Source organism: Amedibacillus sp. YH-ame6 (assembly GCF_053848845.1).
On record NZ_JBSPEZ010000004.1, the window covers coordinates 80861 to 102094 of the forward strand.

Genomic DNA, 21234 nt, shown 5'->3' on the forward strand with positions numbered 1-21234 from the left:
CATTCCTAACATGGAGATACGTAGCGTATAGTTCTATTCATGAAATTTCAATTAGACCTTCGAAAGTTTATCCTTAAATAATTTTATACGTTCGTAATTTAATAAATCAATGTTATTTTTTGCTTGTTCTGGGGTATAGAAATGACCTTTTTTGTTGATCATTTTAATCAGTGTTTTTTCAAATAGATTCATATCAGGCATATTAAGTCTTCCGCCCAAATGATCTTTGTAGGTGATATGGCTTAGGATGTTTGCAGGAATATTCTCTGCACATACTTTATCCATAGAAGAAGAATCTCCACTCAGTCCTGATATAAATAAGTAAAGCTCCTTTTGTAATAGAGTTTCTTCTTGTACTCGTATGAATTCCTTCATATGTTTATCAAGAATTCCGGCATAGGTGCCAGAACCAAGTACAACGTTATCGTAAGATGACAAGTCGATATCTTTATCAATAATATCCTTAATATCACAGGAATTATTTGCTAATAAATGTACAATTTCTTTTGTTGCGCCATGTTTGCTTGCGTATATAATTAATGTTTTCATGAGTTACCTTTCTAGTGATTTCAAAATAGAAGTCACATGCTCCTTTATTAGGAGATTCTTTTGCTCGTCTGTTATTTGTTCTTGAATGATGCGAGAGATGACTCCATAGGTGGCACACCATACCCACTGTGTTTTGCGATAACAATCTTCAATTTCAAAGACGCCATTCTTTACGCCTGTTTCAAGTTCACTACATAAAAAACGAATACTTTGACGTTCGATTGCATCTTCTTTGAGTACATCTACGCGCATTCTAATGTTGGGGTCTTTACTACTCATCAATAATAAGAATAGTTCTTTCTGCTCACACATGCACTCCATATAAGAAGTAAGTGTTGCTAGGAGTCGCTCTTGTAAATCCTTAACATTTCTATTTTTTTGGATGCTTTGTAGAATGAGTTGATACCCATCTTCAACAATGCGTGTTAAAATCATTTCTTTGTTTTCAAAGTAATGATATAAAATGCCAGGGGTTTGTTTCATTCGAGCCGCAATCTTACGAATTGACAATTGATCGAATCCTTCTTCAAGAAGGATGTTTTTGGCGTGTGATAGAATTTCTTCTTTTTTCTTCTCTATTTGTTGTTCATCTTTTATGCGCATATGTGTACCTCTACTTATAAATTAAACACTGTTTAATTTATAAGTAGAGTATATCCTATTAAGAGAAGAAAGTAAATAAAAACCAGAAAGTATTTTTCTGGTTAGATGAGAATCGTGATTGCTTTATGGAGATTGGTGATGGTGCATTCGGTGGTTTCTCCACCATCTTCACCATCCAATGTCCAAGGAATTGGTTGCTTTGATAATATACGTAGACTTTTACATTTACAGAAATACATCCATTTTTCATTAATCTCCCGTTTTAGTAAAGCAGCGACGATGGCTTGAACATCCATGGGATTGTTAGGACTACGAATGAGCATGACTTCAAATAGACCATCATCCAATTCTGTATCCTTAGCACTTACATAAGAAAAGCCAGCGATATATTTGGAATTGGTAATACTTCCAAATATGAAATCATCTTCAATGATTTCGTTGTTTACTTCTACCTTGATATGATAATTTGGAATTCTTGTAAGTTGTTTAAAGCCTTCTAGAAAATAGGCAACCTTGCCAAAGGTGTTTTTGATGTTTTGGGGAGTGTTATAAGACACTTCTGTAAAGATACCAAATGCAACAATATACGTAAAGTACTGTTTATTAAATTTGCCCATATCACAAGGAAACGGATTGTATTCTTCAATGTGTTCCATCATTTTACTTGCACTCTTTGAAAGTTTTAAAGTAGACGCAAAATCATTCACAGTTCCACTTGGTAAATAACATACTTCAGGTCGTTTCTTTATACTTAATAATCCACTAATGACTTCATTCCATGTACCATCTCCACCCATACAAACTAAAATATCAAATTGTTCTCCATGCATTTTGGCAAGTTTGGTAGCGTGGTGCTCATACTGCGTCACAAAGACTTCCACATGATCTTGCATCGCATTGAACTTGTCACAAATCGTGAACAAAGAAGACTTTGCATTTCCTTTACCCGCCTTTGGATTCATAATGATCATAACCTTACGATTCATAAGCTCACCCCAGCTTTCTACTACCTATTATAGTGTAAAAAGGTAAGAATTTCCATGGTTGTACGATTTGTCTTCAAAATAATGAAAATAATGCAGAAATTGTTTTCTTTTTTAGCTATTTTTCGATATACTTGATAGCGTAAGCGAGGCGAAGAATATGAATACAAATCAACTCTTAGAGATGTGCAGTTATGCTGGGAAACTGTTGATCCAAAATGGGGCAGAAATATATCGAGTAGAAGAAACCATGGTACGACTTTGTACTAGTTTTCCAGAGGTGGAAGATGCAGAAAGTTTTGTGACCCCAACGGGTATTATGTTATCCATCACTGTAAATAAAACTACCCATACTAAAATTCTTCGTGTACGCAACAATGGAGTAGATTTAAACTGCATTGACAAAATAAATGAATTATCAAGACAAGCCGCAACATCATCCTTTACAATCGAAGAACTTCAAACAAGCTTGCATGCGATTGCGGATGAGAAACGTTATTCTTTTTTACCAACGTTATTTTTTGGCGCATTGAGTGCGTTTGGATTTGCGTTGTTTTTTGGAGGAAATATCATTGTGGCAGTATGTTCCTTTGTGATTGGTATGGCAATCAAATCCATGAGTTGGTTTATGGAACATCATGCATTTAATAACTTTTTTACCAATGCTGTTTCTGCAGGGATTGGGGCTTTCTTTGCGTTAATCTTTCACGCTTTATTCAAAGAAGCACCTGTGGATATTATGATTATATCTAGTATCATGTTGTTGGTGCCAGGTTTAGCAATTACCAACGCGATACGAGATACTGTGGCGGGAGATTATCTTTCTGGTGTGTCTAGAGGCGTAGAGGCAGTGATTGCGGCAGTTGCGATTGCGGCTGGAATTGGTTTTGTTTTGAGTATGTCCATTGGCATAAGTGGAGGTATGTAAGATGATACAAATTATAATTGGTTCATTTTTAGCAACTTTAGGATTTGGAATCCTATTCAATATAAAAGGAAAAAAATTAATCCTTGCGGGAATTGGCGGAGCCATCGGTGGTATTGTTTATCATGTATGTTTGGATATGCAAATGTCTGAAATGATGTCGATGTTTTGGGGTTCAATTGCCCTGTCTTTATATTCTGAAATATTTGCGCGTGTTTGTAAGACTCCAGTAACTACATTTTTAGTTGCGGCTTTGATTCCTTTAGTACCTGGAGGAGGAATGTATCGTACCATGTTACAAGCTATTCAAGGAAATGCTATGCAAGCCTTAACAACAGGGATTGATACGATTGCGATAGCGGGTATATTGGTATTAGGGATTTTGTTGGTTTCAACAGTTATGAAAACGATTTGTAAACCGCGGAATTTTAGAAGGGGAGTATAAGTATGAAACGTGTAGAATTATTAGCACCAGCAGGTTCTTTTGAAGCCTTACAAGCAGCCGTACAAAATGGTTGTGATGCACTGTATTTAGGTGGTGTGATGTTTGGGGCACGTGCATTCGCCAACAACTTTGATGAAGAAGAGATGAAACGAGCAGTTGCGTATGCCCATGTTTATGGCGTACGTGTTTTTGTGACTGTAAATACAATGATTAAGGAAGAGGAAATAGAAGCTTGTTTAACATATATAAAACAACTGCAAGATGCGGATGTAGACGCGTTGATTATCCAAGATTTGGGATTGTTTCAATTGATACGAGCACACTTTCCTGATTTTGAACTGCATGCCTCTACGCAGATGCATATACATAATCCACAAGGAATTCACTTACTACAAGAACTAGGTGCAGCTAGAGTCGTCGTTCCAAGAGAAACTAGCATTGAAGAAATTCAACAATATAGTAAGTTAGGAATGGATTTAGAGGTCTTTGTACAAGGGGCTTTATGTATTTCGTATTCCGGACAATGTTTAATGAGTGCCATGACACAACAAAGAAGCGGGAACCGTGGAGAATGTGCACAGAGTTGTCGTATGCAATATGATTTAGAGAGAATTGATGATACTGGAGTGCATAGTGTAAAAGCGAATGGAAAGTATTTGTTAAGTCCGAAAGATTTGAACTCTATCAAACAAGTACCAGCACTAATTGAAGCGGGTATTGCCTCTTTTAAAATTGAGGGAAGAATGAAACGTCCAGAATATGTAGCCCTTATGGTTTCTACCTATCGTAAAGCCATCGATGCATATTATGAAGGAAAGGTTTTTCATGTGGATGCGACGATCGAAGAAGATATGCAAAAGATTTTTCATCGTGGATTTAGTGCAGGTCATTTATTTCATAAAATGGGAAGTGATTTAATGAATTTCAATCGACCAAATCATATGGGGATTGAAATTGGAAAAGTAATTGATTTCCGTAAAGATAAAGTAAGCATACAGTTAAGTAAACCATTGTATCAAGGAGATGGAATTCGTATATTATCTTTAAAGAATGATGAAGGGTTTCGTATCAATCGTATCTATAAGAATGGGTTGTTGGTAAATCATGGAGATGGTAAGGATATTATTGAAATTGATAAGACGTTCTTTGTGGAAAAGGGAAGTGTCGTAGTAAAAACAAGTGATGTAAAGCAATTAAAACAATTACAAGAAACATATGAAGGTGGAAAACGAAGAGTACCTGTATATGGAAGCTTTAAGGCGTTCTGTGAACAGTTTGCTCAATTAGAAGTGATGGATGAACTTGGAAATCAAGTCATTGTAGAAAGCACGATACCATGTGTAAAAGCGAATCATACACCATTGGATGAAGAACGTTTAGATGCACAACTTAGAAAGAGCAAAGATACACCCTTTGATTTTCTACAAATAGAATTTCATATGGATCATACTTGTATCCTTCCAATCAAAGAAATCAATCAAATGCGTAGAGATGCTTTGTCACAGTTAGAAGAACAGAGAAAAGTTTGTAATCCAAATCGTCAAGTAGGTACAACGGGTCAACCTACGAATCTAAACAAACAAGAAAAGCTACCAGAAGTTCTTGTGGTTGTGCACACGATGGAACAATACCTTGCTTGTAAAGAAGCAAACATGCCTATGATTTTTGTAGATGGAGATACTTTGTATCAAAAACTAAGAGATGAAAAAGGAGTTTATCCTAGAACTTCCAGAGTCATGAAAAAAGAATATCCTAAGACATCTTTGTGTATGATTCAGGAGAGTGGAGGACTGTATCAACAACACGATTGTATTTGTGATACATCTTTAAATGTAGCCAATCATGCGTATGCACGTTTCTTATTTGAACGTCATGCGTTCGGGGTATGTTTCTCTTTGGAATTAAGTTTAGAAGAGTGCATACAGATAGTGCAACAATATGAAGACAACTATCAAGAAAAAGGAAACTTTATCTATCCAATTTATGGACGTATTGAACTTATGATAAGTGAGTATTGTTGTATCAACGCAGTTGAAAAAGATAGTGATAAAAAGAACTGTGGACTTTGTCGTAAAGCAAACTATCAATTATCTGACTTAAAGAAACAAACCTATCCAATTATGTGCGATGAAGACTGTCGCATGCATATATTACAAGAAACTCCAAGAAATTATATGCAAGATTGTCAAAACGCAAAACAACAGGGAATCTCTTCATTCTTATGCGTTTTTACCAATGAAACAAAACAAGAATGTGAAGACATTTTAAACTTACTACAGAAGGAGTGTTCTTTATGAAAGATGGTATGATGTTACAAGCTCCTGTTCGTAAGTTATATATGCATTACTTAGTACCTACCTTAATTGCCATGTTATCTAGTTCTATGTATTGTTTGGCAGATGTATTCTTTATATCAAAAGGCACAGGAAGTGTGGGGTTAGCTGCCTTAAATATCGCGATGCCACTGTATTCTTTGTTTGCGGCAGTTGGGGTATGCTTTGGAGTAGGTGCAGCTACGGTGATGTCCATTGCAGAAGGAAATAAGCAATTTGATAAACGTAATAAAGCATTTACATTAAGTGTCGTATGTATGTTAGCGATTGGTGCACTTGCCTCTATTTTAGGTGTAGTGTTTAGCGATCAAATAGCAATGGCATTTGGAAGTTCAAAAGAATTGTTGCCTTATGCACGTGAATATATGGTGCCTATCCTTGCCTCTAGTATCATTTTTATTCCTATGTACTCATGTAGTGTGTTGATGCGTGCTGATCATGCGCCTTCTACCGCTATGAAAGCAACCTTATTTGGAAATATCACCAATATTGTATTGGATTATGTATTTGTTATTGAATGGGATATGGGCTTGATGGGAGCTGCCGTTGCGACTTGTATTGGAGCGGCTTTAGTTATCGTTGGAGTACTTCCTCATTTCATGAAAAAGAAAAATACCGTACAGTTTACGAAGAATTTCTTGGATATAGATTTATTGAAGAGAATGTTTCGAAACGGATTTGGTAGTGGCGTTATGGAAATCAGTGCGGCATGTATCGTTATCGTGTTTAATATGATCATTTTATACTTTGCGGATGAGTTGTTCCTTGCGGCATTTGCAATTATAACGAATATTGCATATGTTTGTAGAGGGTTATTAAACGGGTTTGCGCAAGCAGCACAACCAATTATGTCTGTAAATTATGGCGCAAGATATTTCTCGCGTGTAAAACAAGTACTACGATTATCCTTAGTATGTAGCGCAATATTTTCTGTGATTACCTATGGTATTTTCTTCTTGTTTGCAGAAGAATTTGCGGCTATCTTTGCGAGTGGAAATACGCGTTTAATAGCATTGGGTGCAGAAGGCATACGATTATATTTTTTATGCCTAGTATGTTTATCTGCGATTACGATTATGATGTATTATTTCCAATCGATAGAAAGAGGAAATGTAGCGACTGTGATTGCATTATGTAAAGGATTCTTATTTATTCTATTAGGGTTTGTGATTCTTATTCCAACGGTAGATTTAGCAGGTATATGGTTGACCACTCCGTTTGCGGAAGCATTGGCATTATGCTTGGGTATTTACTTATTTAAAAAGGTAGGAAGTTTTGATGAATATAGAGACAGCGAAACAAGCATTTCTTGAATATGTGAAAGACTATTCTTTAGAAGATGAAAAGATTTTATTAAAAGTAATCCATACTGAGAAAGTAGCCCAATTATGTAGGCAAATCGCTAAGTCTTTACAGTTTACCAAGGCACAACAAGATCTTGCGGAACTGATTGGGTGGCTTCATGATATAGGACGATTTGAACAAATACGAAGGTATCAAACGTTTTTAGATTCGCAAAGCGAGGACCATGCTTTGTTAGGTATATGCATCTTACAAGAACATCAATTTCTTCGTGCATTTATAGAAGAAGATAGATACGATGAAATTATCTATACAGCTATAAGAAATCATAATCGCTTCGTTGTCGAAGACAACCTAACACAGGAGGAACTCCTGTATGTTAATCTCATTAGAGATGCGGATAAAATCGATATCTTTCGAGTAGATTGTGAGGAGAGTTGTGAACTATTGTTTCAATGTAGTCCACAACAACTAAAAAAGGAAACGATAAGTAAAGAAGTATATGAAGATATAATGAAAGAAAAAAGTGTTTTAGCAAAAAAGCGCAAAACACCTTTGGATATGTACATTTCTCATCTAGCATTGTTGTTTGATATACACTTTGTGAAGAGTATACATCTTGTGAAACAATTTGGAAATTATCAAACATTACGAACAATGTATACCTTTGAAACTTCAACAACGAAACAACAGTTTCAAAGTATTCAAGAAAAGATAGAAACGTATATAGAAGACAAGACAAAAGGGTTGTGAGCACAACCCTTTATTTTAGTATATGGGGGTTAATTTCATTTAAGCCCTCTCCATATTTGTTCAAACGATGTGTAGCTGGCCCTTTGATGATATCTCCTTTAAATGAGAATCTAGAACCATGACATGGGCAATCCCATGTTTTATCTACAGAATTAAAAGAGCAGACACATCCAAGGTGAGGACAAGTAATATCAACGATGAAGAGTTCATCGTGTTCATCACGATATACTCCATAAGAGTGTCCATCAATCTGCATGACTTTACCTTCCGCTAACATCGGGTATTCATCATCTTCATACTTAAACTTACTTTTGATAAATTCATAGGCTACATTGAGATTTTCCTTTACGAAAGGAATGGTAAATAGGGAAGATAAACGTTGTGGAGAATATAACATATGATAAGGAGAATGTAGTTTTAATACATAGGCACTTAATAATTTACCTGCAATATTACTTGTGCTATTGCCCCATTTGTTAAAGCCACTCGCAAATAACACATGATCATCCTTCTTATCTAGTTTACCAATAAAAGGAATATGATCAAATGTAATATAATCCTGACTAGACCAAACATATTCTACTTTTTCCTTTGGAAATAACGTTCGAATATCACGCATAAACTTTGTATGTGTAATTTCAGGTGCTTGTCCACTTTTATAAGAGTTACCACCAACAATAATTTTATCTTTATAGATGTTGTAGGTGTGTAATGGTTTTTCTATATTGACCATCATAATCTCTGGTTGATTATAGAAGTTTTCCATATAAGCAATAGATTCTTGTTCACAATACATTTTTGTAAAATAGAAATGAGCGTGATCAATAAAAGGAAATTGTGAAGCAAAGATGACATAATGGGCGTGTACGTGATAATCATTAATGTGAAGCTCGTATGAATGATCTCCACGCTCTACCATCGTTTTTACAGGAGAATGCTCATAAATGGGAATATTGCGTTCATCCAAAATATCACTAAGTCCTAAACCATATTGATAGGGGTCAAATTTTGCTTGGTTATGCATTATTAATCCCGCTTCTATCTTGTAGGAATCTCCAACATTTTCAACATATTTACAATCGATACCAATATCCAAGTAGGCTTGATATTCCTCTTGAAGTTCACTCACCATAGTGCTATCTCTTGTGTATAACATCGTATCACTTCGTTTAAATCCACAAGAAATATCATGTTCCTTAATAATGCTTTCCATTGAACGTATAGCTTCTACATTTGCATGGTAGTACTGTTTCGCAATCATTAAATCATAATTGTTCATTAAATCTTTATATAAAGGACCATGTTGTGCTGTTAGTTTCCCGGTATTTCTACCACTTGCGCCATAACAAATCGTATCTGCTTCTACTACAATCATATCCTTTTCCCTTTTCGATAAATAGTAGGCAGTGCTTAAGCCAGTTAAACCCGCACCAATAATCACTATATTTACATTTATATCCTTTTGTAGAGAAGGATATGCTTTGCTAGTTCCATTCTGTATCCAATAGGAATTCATGTTCATCACCTCGTACCATTATTCTTCCCATTATCCTAGAATTATGTAAAATCATTCAGTATTTATGGAGTTCTTTGTATGAAGGAAAAAAATGTAAAAAAAAATATACTTCATGATGGAATGTGTTATAATTCATATGTGAATTTAAAAAAGTATACGTTTTGATACGTAGACAAAAAACCAGTTTTATACATTTACAAAAGCAAAAAGAAATAAAAAAAGACAAATTGCAAAAAAACCAAAATGTCTAAATAGCTATAATTTTATGTATGGAGGTACGTATGAAATATCAATTATTAGATCAGTTGGCAAATCATTGTGGAGTACATTATATTTCTGATATTAAAAATAAAGCTGTTTTATGCACGTATCAAACCTATATTTTAAATATGGATGAAGCGCTTTATTCTTTAGAAGATTGGAAAGATGTGTGTGAGTATATTTTAGGAGAAGCTGAAGGTATTACATCCATTACACAAGCAAAAAATAAAATTATAGAATGGTTAAACTCATAAAGTTTAACAAAAAACATTTTATAAATCTAGAACATTTTACTAAACTTTAAAGATTTCCAAAAACAGCTATACTGTATGATGATCCAATTCTATTTTAGTGAGATAGACATGAGATAATAACACCATTATCGACGCTGTATAAAGCGTGTGTAATACGAATGTTTTCCCTAGGATACATAAATTTTCTTGCTTATTGTGCATAGGTATAGTAAAATTACTATGTGAAATTGTGCAATTAATTTTACATACTATCACAATTGTATCACGAATGGCATCATTCATTTTGATATACAATTTATAACTTGTAAGGGAGAATACGTGCTTTTGTAAATATAGTTATGAAAAATGTGATGGAAAAGAGGAGAAAGTATGAAAAAAATAACCAATTTGATTATGAGCATTTTGGTATGCGCAACATGTGCACTTTCACCGATTAACGCAACTGCGGGAGTCGATGAAAATGAACAAGCAGTTTTAGACATTTTGAAAAGCGGAATAAACGTTAATGGGAAGATTGTGACAATAGACTCTACTTACATATCACAAGCGGAGAGTTATTTTATGCGGGATGATGTATCAATGAATGAAAATCAGAAAAGCACAATCATAACGCAAATAGAATCTGCGAAAAAAATTATCATAGACAATAATGTTACAAACTTAGCTACAATCAATAAAAAATATCAAGATCAAATTATCGATATTGCACAAACTGCTGCGAGTGTAATGGGCGTTAGGATTTCTGTTGATTATCCATCAAAAATCATTACAGTAATCGATAAAAATGGTCAAGTTATCTTCACTGCGGAGAAAGCAATAAAGAACACTGGGGATGATTACACATCGATACTGGCTTTATCAGGGGCATTTGCCATATTGTTAGCTGGAGCTGGAATAGTGGCACTGAAGAAGGGCTTGTTATCTAAAAAATGAAAATTCGCCATAGAACGAAAAAGATAATGACACTTATTATAGCGCCATTGTCTTTTCTTATAATAGGGTATGGATTGATGTTTACATTTTCTTATCCGTTATTAAGACCAGTGATGTCTATATACTCTTTAATCAGCAGTGAAGTAACGCCAAACTTTAATAAAAAAACACTAGATTTATATAATGGGGAGCCTGGGTCATCATCAGGTGTTGTTGCGTATAAAAATATTAAAAAGCCTAGTTATGGAGATTTGTATGCTAAATTATCCATCGCTAAAATCAATTTGGATATTGATTTGTACTATGGTGATAGTGAAGAAATACTTGAAGTTGCAGCTGGTCAGTTTTCTGGAAGCTATTTAGCAGGATGTAACAGAACAATATTAATTGCTGGGCATACAATACCTTTTTTTCGTCAATTTGATGAATTAGTAAAAGGTGATGTTGTACAAATATCTACGTCATATGGAGTTTTCCAATATAAAATAACGGAAACAAAAATTGGTAATTTTAATGACAGTAATATGTATGATTTATCACAGAAGGAAAAAGAACAGCTCATTATGTATACGTGTTATCCTCTGGATGGTATAGGATTCAAAGAACAGAGATTGTTTGTATACGCTGATAAAATCAGTGGTCCTGTAGTAGAGGGGGTATAATATGAGCAAGAATACTTGGAGACTTATTATTACATATATATTCACATTTTCTCTAGCTTTCTTCTTATTCTTAATTATGTTGCTAAGTTGTATACGATTCACTGTGATGAGTCCAACGTTTTTCTTTAAAACAATGGAAACAGTTGATTATTATAATAATACAGCTACACAATTAACGCGCTATATAAAGCAACAAGCTCGAGGAGCTGGATTTGAAATTGACGTTTTCGACAAGTTTGTTCAGGAAGAAGATGTTAGAGAAAAAATGATTACATATGAACAAAGTGTATTAGATCAAGAACAAGCTGTGATTGATACATCACAATTTAAACAAAAGTTGCAAACCACTATAGAAACATATGCACAGAACAACAATATTAAAATAGATGCAAATACACAGTTGTCTTTAGATAGGTTTACGGAAAACTGCATAAACAAATATGTGTATCTAACGCAATTTCCTTATTTGGGAATCATGGGAAATATGATGAATTTGTTTAATAAAGTATATATGATAGTAATACCAATTTTACTTTTTGTGAGTGTCATATCATGTTTCTTTATTTATCGATTACAAACAAGGAATCATCGTAGAAAGAAGTATTTTGCAGTTGCCCTTATCAGTGCTGGTTTATTGATATCCATTGCTCCTGCTACTTTATATTCTATGAAAATTTTTGAGAAAATTTCAATTAATCCTGAATATATGTATAATTTAGTAGTTCAATATTCAAGGTCATTGTTAGTTTCATGTATGATTATAGGGGTATTCCTTATTGCTTTTGGATTTCAGGTTGCATATATAAAGTCTATTCATAAATCGAATAAGCACAAAGATATGCGAATCTATCGTTCACATTTTTTAGAAAGAGAGGGGACAATAAGTGAGTAAAAAAATAATGGGAGTATTTCTTTTACTTATAGAATATGGTTTTCTTGTTTTATTATGTTTGGGGTTTAGTTACTCTTCTGATTATACATTTCGATTTTTAGTATTATATTTTATTTGTCAGACGCTATTTGGACATTATCGATTAAAATCCCTTCTTATTTGGGATGAAATTCGTTTGCTAATCATATCACATGTTAGCTTTTATACGACATCATTGATTTTACTACCATTGATGAGTTTGTCATATCAACTAATTATTAAAAACTTAATGATCACTTGTTTTATGTTTGTTTTTGATATTTTGATATCTCGTTATATCCGTATCATATTGAATAAACAAGTTGCAGAAAGAGTTATGATTGTTGGTGTTGGAAAAGAAGCAAAAACATTAGCTACTATATGTAAAACAAATCGATTTGCCATGATGAATGTTACTTGTATCATCAATCCTAATGCAAGAAATACGATGAATTTGTTTAAAGAAATCGATACATTAAAAGATCGTATTTATCCTTTGACAGATCTTGTTGATAGAATAAAGAAGGATAAGATAACAGAACTTATCTTAGCGGAGCCAAATCTTCCTCAAGAACATTTAGACAAAATTGTAGGTATCGCTAATCATTATGTGAAAAAAATAAAATTTGTTCCTAGAATCAAAGATTTAATAACATTTGATACAGCAATACAGGATTTGGACGGTTTATTAGTGATTTCAAAGACAAACGAAAAGAAAAGCATCACTAAAAATGTTGTTAAGCGTTTTATAGACATTTGCATGGGCTTATGTGGATTTATGTTCTTATTACCACTAACGTTATATGTTCGTCATGTAAATCGTAAGAATGGTGATTATGAGCCAGTATATTTCAAACAAGAACGCATAGGTAAAGATGGCAAAATGTTTGTGATGTATAAATTTCGAACAATGGTGCCACATGCTGAAGATATATTAAAGGATTTGATGGAACAAGATCCTTTAATTAAAGAAGAGTATACAAAGAATAAAAAATTGAAGGAAGACCCAAGAATTACAAAAGCAGGGTATTTGTTACGAAAAAGAAGTCTGGATGAATTTCCACAGTTTATCAATGTATTAAAAGGGGAAATGAGCATTGTTGGACCTCGTCCATATTTGCCTCGTGAAAAAGAGGATATGTGTGAGTACTATGACAGTATTATCATGTCCAAACCAGGAATCACTGGTATGTGGCAAAGCCATGGAAGAAACGATGTTGGATTTCGAGATCGTTGTGTTATGGATGATTATTATAATCGTAATTGGAGCCTATGGTTAGATACTACGATTCTCATCAAAACTATGAAAAGTGTACTTGTAAAAGACGGTGCGTTTTGAGCCCTCTGGAGGAAAATATATGAACGAGAATATAAATACAGAAAGAAAGTCAGATGAAATAGAAATTGACTTAAGCCAATTCTTTCTTTTATTGAAAAAGCATGTAACGCTTATTGTTATATCAACAACGATCTGCGCAGCTATTTCACTTTTAATCACCGTGTTTTTCATCGAAAAAAAATATGCTAGTACGGAAACCATTTATTTAACACCCAAAGTTACAGAACAGGGAACGGTTGATGCTAGCTCTGTGAATTCTAATACAATACTAGTAAATAATTATGTGCTTATGATTAAGGGTGAAAATGTTTTAAGCAAAGTTGCGGAGAAATTAGATTTACCAAGCGTTGATGAGGTAAAAGCAGCGGTTTCGGTTTCAAATGAACCGGACACACAGATTATAAATGTTATAGCAAAAACTGATGATCCTACAAAATCAAAACAAATTGCGGAAACAACGGTCGATATATTCTTTACTGAGATGAAGGATAAACTTAACATTGAAAACTTAACAATTATAGATTCTGCAAAAATCAATACGACAGCAGTTTCACCAAGCAAGAAAGTGAATTTATTGTTTGGTGCATTTATTGGAATTGCCCTCTCTTGTGGATATGTATTCTTAAAATTCATTCTTGATAAGCGCTTAAAGAACAGTTTTGAAGCAGAATCATTCTTAGGAATACCAGTACTTGTAGAAATACCATATTACAGGGAATAGATTAATGCTAGTAGATATACATACGCATTTAGCGTGGGGTATTGATGATGGATTAGAAACAAAAGAAGATGCAAAGAAAGCACTTGAGAATGCAAAACAAGATGGGATATCAAAAATAATTGCAACACCTCACTTTGTTCCTGGGACGCACAATGCATGCGATAAGGAACGTATAAAATCGCGTATAGATGAATTTATTAGTTTAGCAAAAACTTACGATATTGAAGTTTACGCAGGTTGTGAAGTGTTCATGAATTTTGAATATTTGGAAATGATCGAGACCAATTCAGTTCTACCACTTAACAATTCACGTTATTTGCTTGTTGAATTTGATGTAAGAAAAGATATTTCAAATAGAATGGACATAGAAGACATGTTATACGAAATAAAAGTTAGAAATTATGTCCCAGTAATAGCTCATGTAGAACGATATTTTCATAGACATATAGATTTAAAAAGGATTCGTACATGGATAGATAATGGATGTCTAATTCAAGTGAATCGTGGATCCATCTTAGGTTTACATGGAAGCCAAAATGAATATAATGCACATAAGTTACTAAAGAGTGCGCTTGTTCATATTGTGGCATCAGATGCACATTGTGTAAGCGGAAATCGAAACTGCAGACTACACGATGTGTATGAGAAGATATCTTCGAAATATGGTAATATTAACGCAGATTTATTATGTATAGAGAATCCGATGCATATTATTCATGACGAGTCTGTCGCATCGATGAAGATTAAAAAAAGTTTATGGAATCGCATTTATAGTAGAGAGGTGTAAACATGAAACTACCTAAAATTAAGAGAAATAGAGATGTGAGTACCAAAAAGGATCAGTTTGATCAAAAAGAAGTATTTCGTCAATTGCGTACCAATATCGAATATTCTTATTTCAACAATAAGCAGCTACAAGTTATAAGTTTTTCTTCTACAAGTCCAAAAGAAGGAAAGTCTACCGTTTCAAGTAATCTAGCAATGATAAGCATAGCGAAATATAGTAGTGTTTTAATTATAGATTGCGATTTAAGAAAACCTGGACAACATAAAATTTTCGATGTATCGAATGCAAAAGGGTTGAGTGATTTACTATTCGATTTGGATAATGTAAACATCAATGATAATACCTACTTTCAACGTTTTAAAGAAAATGCAAGTGATGGAAAATTGTATTTGTTAACATCAGGGACAAAGGTTCCAAATCCACAAGAGTTATTGGGAAGTGAAAAATTTGAGATCCTATTAGAAAAACTAAGAAAGAGATTTGACTTTATCATTTTAGATTGTCCACCAGTAACCGCAGTGTCAGATGCTATCCCAGTAGCAAGACTTAGTGATGGATTGGTATTTGTTATTTCTGCGATGGATACGAAAAAGAATGATGCTAAAAACGCAATCACCCAATTTAAACGAAATGGCGTAAACATTCTTGGTATAGTATTGACGAAAGTAGATAACGAACAGGCTAATTACTACAACTACTATTATTGATATGGCTGAAATGCAAACACGCTGGTATATACTTTATGTATATGGTGGAAGAGAAATGCAATTATGCGATTATCTCAATCTCGTGGAAGATATTCATGCATTTATCGTCCAAAAAGAAGTTGTTCATAAACGACAGGGAAGCTTTTACACTGTACTGAAGGCAATGTTTCCCTCTTACATATTTGTGGAAACACTCCTTGACCATGCATCCTTTACGCAACTATTCAATCGATTGCGAAGTGAAAAGGATGGACTAATCAAGGAACTGAAGTACGATGATGAAATGCCTTCTTTACTACCAGAAGAAAGACAGTATTTAGAACATTTATTAAACTCTGATAAGGTTGTAGAAACATCAAAAGGTTATGTCGAAAATGATAAAGTTATTATCACAGAAGGGCCTTTGAAGGGATATGAGAGTAGTATTGTAAAGATTGATAGACATCAAAGGAAAGCAGAATTAGAAGTAAAGGTATTAGATAACGTTTTAAGAGTTACTGTTTCTTTAGAAATAGTTAAAAAGATATAAAGTAGAAGCAATGGTTGTTGAGGCACCTTGTGAAAACTTTAAGGATATACTTCAATGTTCAACACTTCATGTGGGGGAGGGAGGGAGTGTATCTTTTTGATTAGTTTCATTAAAATAGTTGATACTTAGTTATTATGTATTTAAATACGTCTTAATAAAAAACATTGGACCTAAAGCCTCAAATCGCATATAAGCAAATAGATGAATGGATGCAAAGTAAGATAAGGTGCCGAATATGGAAGCAATGGAAGAAAATAAAGACATGGTATAAGAACCTTGCCAAGTTGGGTATGAGTGATAATGAAGCATATCGAAATGCGAATACAAGAAAAGGATATTGGCGATTAGCCTATAGTCCTGTTTTAAGTAAGACATTAACGAATGTAAGACATTAACGAATGTAAGACATTAACGAATGATTATATTAAATCACAGAACTATATCTTCTTTTCAGATTACTACAAACAAGTAAAGTGCTGAACCGCCGTATACGAGACCCGTACGTACGGTGGTGTGAGAGGGACGAAATAACATTAATGATAATTATTAGTCTCTACTCGATTAGGTCCATTTATTTTAATTAAGACGACTATTTTTAAATAGTTTTAACGCTGATTTTTTTTAACTAGGTGATTTAGCATTATGGTTTTTAAATAATTTTAAAAGGCGGAATACCTTTAGAAAACTATTATAAAAGGAGAATGAAAGTGAACTACATTATTTTTGGTGGGTCAGGATTTATTGGAACACATTTAATTAAAATGCTGAAACAAGAAGTAATAACTAATCAAGATAAAATATATAATCTCGATATAGTAATGCCTGGTGAGGAAGGTATAGTTCCAGGAATTGTTGAAAAAATTGAAGGGGTAGAATATCTTAGATTAGACATACGTAAACCTATAGAGTTTAGTTTTACTCCTACAGCTAATGATATTATTTTTAATTTAGCAGCAGTTCATCGGACACCAGGGCATCCCGATCATGAGTATTTCGAAACGAATATTTTGGGTGCAGAGAATGTCACTGATTTTGCTGAAAAGCATGGTATTAATAAAATTTTATTTACAAGTTCAATTGCTCCATATGGCGCTGCAGAATCAATAAAAACGGAAGATAGTTTGCCAACTCCTAATTCACCTTATGGTATTAGTAAATTAGTTGCTGAAAAAATACATGCAATTTGGCAAGCAAAGGATCCCAAACGAGAAGTTACAATAGTTCGCCCTGGTGTGGTGTATGGTAAAGGAGAACATGGTAATTTTACTCGCCTCTATTGGGGACAAAGAAAGCGATATTTCTTTTATCCAGGAAGAAGAAACACTATCAAAGCTTGTATTTATGTAAAAGAACTTATTCACTTCATGAAATATAGAATGATTGATAACAGTTTTAAAAGTGTTGATGTTTTCAACTGTACTTTTGAACCATCTTATACGATAGAACAAATTTGTACAGAAATGCAAAAAGCTACAAATATGAAAAGATATATACCATTAGTGTCATCATGGATACTTATAATGGCTGCTACCGTTTTTGGACCTATTGGTGGTAAGAAAGTTGGATTACATCCAGAAAGAGTAAGAAAACTCATGATATCGACAAATATTTGTGGCAAGAAATTAGGAACATGTGGTTATAAGTTTCACTATACTTTTGAAGAAACGCTTAAGGATTGGTATACTGACTGCAACAAAAAAGGGTTATTTTAAATACATGGAGGGGATTATAAATGAATGATATTGAAAAACGATTTCCGAAGTATAGTGTTCTAATGGCAGTATACATAAAAGACGATCCCAAATGGTTTGCATTGGCAATTGAAAGTATGATGATGCAAACGATTCCACCAAATGATTTTGTAATTATAGAAGATGGACCTATTACTGAAAGTTTAAAGAGCGTTATTGTTGACTACCAATCAAAGCATCCTAATTTGTTTCAAATTATTTCCTTAGAAAAAAATGTTGGGTTAGGCATGGCACTTAACATTGGTATAGAAAAATGCAAATATGAGCATATAGCTCGAATGGATTCTGATGACTATAGTGCTTGTGATAGATGTGAAAAACAATTAGAAGAAATGATGAAGAGTAATATAGATATTATCGGTTGTGACGTAAATGAGTTTATAGATATGCCAAACAATGTAATTGCAACTCGAGTCTTTCCAGAAAAGCACAATGATATAGTGGCTTTTAGCAGAAGAAGAACACCTTTTGCTCATCCTGCTGTTATCATGAAGAAAAGTCAAATTATTCAAGTGGGAAATTATCAAAATGCATACTTGCATGAAGATTATGATTTATTTGTTCGGTTGCTTGCCTATGGTTGTAAGGGATATACAATGAAGGAATGCTTGGTATCTATGCGGGTAAACGAAAATTTTTATGAAAGAAGAGGTGGATATAAATATTTGCGAACACTGCTTGCTTTTAATAAAAAATTATATAAAATGAGATGGATGCATAGACGGGATTTTTTAGCGCGCTCTATAGCAAATACAATATCGTGCCTTGCTCCGAATATAATTAGAGATTATATATATAGGAGGTTTTTAAGAAAATGATTCGTATTTTACATGTAGTTTCAATTTTAAATACAGGTGGTATGGAAAATTATATTATGAATTTGTATCGAAATATAGATAGAAACATCATTCAATTCGATTTCTTGGTTCATCATACAAATATAGGTTTTTTTGAAGATGAAATTAAAACTCTTGGAGGTAACGTTTTTCATATGAGTGTACTTGATGACAAGAATATCTTGAAGTATAAAAAAAATCTAAAATGTTTTTTTGAGGAACATAAAGAGTACAAAATAGTTCATGGTCATTTGAGTAGTCTTGCATATTTTTATCTTGGTGCTGCGAAAAAGGCAGAAGTACCATATAGAATCTCGCATAGCCATGGAGCAGGATTCTTAAAATCTCCAAAAGGCTATGTAAAATATTTGCTATTTAGATTTGCAAAGGTAAATGCAAACTTTAGATTCGCATGTTCAACAGAGGCAGGCAATTATTTATTCAAAAAGGAAGATTTTGAGTTTATTCCCAATGCTGTTGATTCTAAAAGATTCGAATTTGATCTTAATAAGCGAATAGAAATGCGTAGTGAATTAAACGTTTCAAATAATTTTGTAATTGGACATGTGGGGAGATTTAATTTGGAAAAAAACCATATGTTTTTATTGGAACTTTTAAAAAAGATTCTAAATGTTTTACCTAATACGAAATTATTACTATTAGGGGAAGGTGAATTAAAAAATGAAATTATATGTAGGATCCATCATTTACAATTAGAAAACTATGTAATTTTGGCAGGAGTACACAAAGATTGTGAAAATTATTATCAAGCAATGGATGTTTTTGTTTTGCCATCACTTTTTGAAGGATTGCCACTTACTGGAATCGAAGCTCAGTACAATGGACTTACCTGTTTATTTTCAGACGCGATTACGAAGGATACGATAATTTCAGATTTAGTGTCATTTCTTGCTATTTCTGATAGTAACAGAGATGCATGGGTAACTGAATTAGTTGAAATTGCTTCAAATGGTATGATACGAACAAATGCAGTAATAACAACTGATGACTTTGATATAACTATTGCTGCAAAAAAAATGAGTGATAGATACTTTAAAATGTTGGAGAATAACGAATGATTATCTATTGGTGTGGATGTTTAATATCTCTATGTCTAGCTTGGTTTTGTCAACATGTAAAACATAATCCACTTAAAGAAAAAAAACAAAAAAAAATTACAATATGGATTTCAGCCTTACCACTTATATTGATAGCAGGATTAAGATATGGTGTAGGACAAGATTATTTTTTTACATATGTTCCATATTTTGAAAGAATTCAAATTGGTAGTGTTAATGAAAAACTTGAACCGGTATATCATTATTTAAACGAGATAATCAGTTTTCTATTTGGTGATTATGTTTGGGTTTTTATTATATGTTCTATTATATTTATGATTTTTGTGTATGAACAGATATTTGAAGATTCTCCATACCCATTGTTTAGTATCTATCTTCTTATTGGTATGAGCTATTATTTTATATTTATGAATGCCATGCGTCAAATGGTTGGATGTGCTATCCTTTTGTTCTCTCTTAGATATGTGCAGCAAAAAAAAATCAAACCATTTTCGACTTGTGTGTTGATAGCTACAGGGTTTCATATATCCTGTATTGTTTTTTTGTTTGTATATTTCATACAAAGTATTAAATTAAAACCAAGGATAATGGCTGCTACAACAATTATTTTGTTTCTTTTAAGTAAGCCAATTGGAACTTCAATAAATGATATCATACTTAAAACACAATATAGTGGATATGTTGGATCTATATATGATAAAGGAGAAACTGGATATATAATTTTACTTATGAATATAGCAATCACCATATTTGCTGCATTTTATTATGTTAAAGAAAAAAAATATCAGTTGTATTTTAACTTACAGGTAATCGCTATGTGGATTTCTGCGTTTAGCGGAGATATTGTATTGATTAATCGCATAAGATGGTTTTTTGGATTGCCTGGAATAATCCTTGTTCCATTGGTGGTGTCAAAAATCAAAAATAAAAAAATACAGTTTATGGTTAGTGCATTAATAATACTATTATACTTTGTCTATATTACCTATACTATTGGCGTAAAAAACGGCAATAACGTACTTCCATATCATACGATATTTTTTAGATAGGAGAGTT

General features: G+C 33.2%; 22 protein-coding genes. 18 read left to right on the forward strand and 4 right to left on the reverse strand.

Annotation, left to right across the window (positions count from 1 at the left end; all coding sequences use genetic code 11):
• Window positions 1-51: 51 nt before the first annotated feature.
• The 3 genes from ACWG0P_RS04870 to ACWG0P_RS04880 form a co-directional block, all read right to left on the reverse strand.
• Complete coding sequence (locus ACWG0P_RS04870; RefSeq protein WP_455800744.1) at window positions 52-549, reverse strand: flavodoxin domain-containing protein; 498 nt, start codon at window positions 547-549, stop codon at window positions 52-54.
• Between the two features lie 3 nt (window positions 550-552).
• On the reverse strand, window positions 553-1152 hold the full coding sequence (locus ACWG0P_RS04875; protein ID WP_455800745.1) for a TetR/AcrR family transcriptional regulator: 600 nt from the start codon (window positions 1150-1152) through the stop codon (window positions 553-555).
• A 101-nt stretch (window positions 1153-1253) separates the two neighbouring features.
• A complete protein-coding gene (locus tag ACWG0P_RS04880) occupies window positions 1254-2138 on the reverse strand; it encodes a diacylglycerol/lipid kinase family protein (protein WP_455800746.1) in 885 nt (294 codons plus the stop codon).
• Between the two features lie 157 nt (window positions 2139-2295).
• Between ACWG0P_RS04880 and ACWG0P_RS04885 the strand changes: the two genes are divergently transcribed.
• Genes ACWG0P_RS04885 through ACWG0P_RS04905 form a run of 5 tightly spaced genes read left to right on the forward strand, consistent with a single transcriptional unit; the run spans window position 2296 to window position 7893 of the window.
• The gene (locus ACWG0P_RS04885) at window positions 2296-3063 is read left to right on the forward strand and encodes a threonine/serine exporter family protein (RefSeq protein ID WP_455800747.1); all 768 of its coding nucleotides are present in this window, start codon (window positions 2296-2298) and stop codon (window positions 3061-3063) included.
• Window position 3064: 1 nt separating this feature from the next.
• Window positions 3065-3505 (forward strand): threonine/serine exporter family protein, encoded by a 441-nt coding sequence (locus ACWG0P_RS04890; protein WP_455789730.1) that lies wholly within the window; start codon window positions 3065-3067, stop codon window positions 3503-3505.
• A 2-nt stretch (window positions 3506-3507) separates the two neighbouring features.
• Window positions 3508-5802: a DUF3656 domain-containing U32 family peptidase gene (locus ACWG0P_RS04895; RefSeq protein ID WP_455800748.1), complete on the forward strand. Its 2295-nt coding sequence runs from the start codon at window positions 3508-3510 to the stop codon at window positions 5800-5802.
• Window positions 5799-7151, forward strand: coding sequence for an MATE family efflux transporter (locus ACWG0P_RS04900; RefSeq protein WP_455800749.1), 1353 nt, complete (start codon window positions 5799-5801; stop codon window positions 7149-7151). The genes ACWG0P_RS04895 and ACWG0P_RS04900 overlap by 4 nt, the downstream gene beginning before the upstream one ends.
• Entirely contained in the window at window positions 7117-7893 is a 777-nt protein-coding gene (locus ACWG0P_RS04905) for an HD domain-containing protein (RefSeq protein ID WP_455800750.1), read from the forward strand. The genes ACWG0P_RS04900 and ACWG0P_RS04905 overlap by 35 nt, the downstream gene beginning before the upstream one ends.
• Window positions 7894-7903: 10 nt before the next feature.
• Here ACWG0P_RS04905 and ACWG0P_RS04910 read toward each other — a convergent pair whose 3' ends face one another.
• Window positions 7904-9409, reverse strand: coding sequence for an FAD-dependent oxidoreductase (locus tag ACWG0P_RS04910; protein ID WP_455800751.1), 1506 nt, complete (start codon window positions 9407-9409; stop codon window positions 7904-7906).
• A 281-nt stretch (window positions 9410-9690) separates the two neighbouring features.
• Here ACWG0P_RS04910 and ACWG0P_RS04915 point away from each other — a divergent pair, with 281 nt between their 5' ends.
• The 13 genes from ACWG0P_RS04915 to ACWG0P_RS04975 all read left to right on the forward strand — a co-directional run bounded on the left by ACWG0P_RS04915 (window position 9691) and on the right by ACWG0P_RS04975 (window position 21227).
• The gene (locus tag ACWG0P_RS04915; protein ID WP_455800752.1) at window positions 9691-9924 is read left to right on the forward strand and encodes a hypothetical protein; all 234 of its coding nucleotides are present in this window, start codon (window positions 9691-9693) and stop codon (window positions 9922-9924) included.
• A 369-nt stretch (window positions 9925-10293) separates the two neighbouring features.
• Window positions 10294-10857, forward strand: a complete 564-nt coding sequence (locus tag ACWG0P_RS04920; protein ID WP_455800753.1) for an LPXTG cell wall anchor domain-containing protein — start codon at window positions 10294-10296, stop codon at window positions 10855-10857.
• Complete coding sequence (locus tag ACWG0P_RS04925; RefSeq protein ID WP_455800754.1) at window positions 10854-11519, forward strand: class D sortase; 666 nt, start codon at window positions 10854-10856, stop codon at window positions 11517-11519. Before ACWG0P_RS04920 ends, ACWG0P_RS04925 begins: the two co-directional genes overlap by 4 nt.
• A gap of 1 nt (window position 11520) precedes the next feature.
• Window positions 11521-12411 (forward strand): hypothetical protein, encoded by an 891-nt coding sequence (locus tag ACWG0P_RS04930; protein ID WP_455800755.1) that lies wholly within the window; start codon window positions 11521-11523, stop codon window positions 12409-12411.
• Window positions 12404-13768 (forward strand): exopolysaccharide biosynthesis polyprenyl glycosylphosphotransferase, encoded by a 1365-nt coding sequence (locus ACWG0P_RS04935; protein WP_455800756.1) that lies wholly within the window; start codon window positions 12404-12406, stop codon window positions 13766-13768. The genes ACWG0P_RS04930 and ACWG0P_RS04935 overlap by 8 nt, the downstream gene beginning before the upstream one ends.
• Before the next feature lie 19 nt (window positions 13769-13787).
• A complete protein-coding gene (locus tag ACWG0P_RS04940) occupies window positions 13788-14489 on the forward strand; it encodes a YveK family protein (protein WP_455800757.1) in 702 nt (233 codons plus the stop codon).
• 4 nt (window positions 14490-14493) lie between these two features.
• Entirely contained in the window at window positions 14494-15276 is a 783-nt protein-coding gene (locus ACWG0P_RS04945) for a tyrosine-protein phosphatase (RefSeq protein WP_455800758.1), read from the forward strand.
• Between the two features lie 2 nt (window positions 15277-15278).
• A complete protein-coding gene (locus ACWG0P_RS04950) occupies window positions 15279-15983 on the forward strand; it encodes a tyrosine-protein kinase family protein (protein ID WP_455800759.1) in 705 nt (234 codons plus the stop codon).
• 1 nt (window position 15984) lies between these two features.
• Window positions 15985-16512 carry an antiterminator LoaP gene (gene loaP, locus ACWG0P_RS04955; protein ID WP_455800760.1) on the forward strand — a complete coding sequence of 176 codons (528 nt, stop codon included), beginning with the start codon at window positions 15985-15987 and terminating at the stop codon, window positions 16510-16512.
• 707 nt (window positions 16513-17219) lie between these two features.
• Entirely contained in the window at window positions 17220-18224 is a 1005-nt protein-coding gene (locus ACWG0P_RS04960) for an NAD-dependent epimerase/dehydratase family protein (RefSeq protein WP_455800761.1), read from the forward strand.
• Window positions 18225-18244: 20 nt separating this feature from the next.
• Window positions 18245-19081: a glycosyltransferase gene (locus ACWG0P_RS04965; protein ID WP_455800762.1), complete on the forward strand. Its 837-nt coding sequence runs from the start codon at window positions 18245-18247 to the stop codon at window positions 19079-19081.
• A complete protein-coding gene (locus tag ACWG0P_RS04970) occupies window positions 19078-20178 on the forward strand; it encodes a glycosyltransferase (RefSeq protein WP_455800763.1) in 1101 nt (366 codons plus the stop codon). The genes ACWG0P_RS04965 and ACWG0P_RS04970 overlap by 4 nt, the downstream gene beginning before the upstream one ends.
• Window positions 20175-21227, forward strand: a complete 1053-nt coding sequence (locus tag ACWG0P_RS04975) for an EpsG family protein (protein WP_455800764.1) — start codon at window positions 20175-20177, stop codon at window positions 21225-21227. The genes ACWG0P_RS04970 and ACWG0P_RS04975 overlap by 4 nt, the downstream gene beginning before the upstream one ends.
• Window positions 21228-21234: the final 7 nt, after the last annotated feature.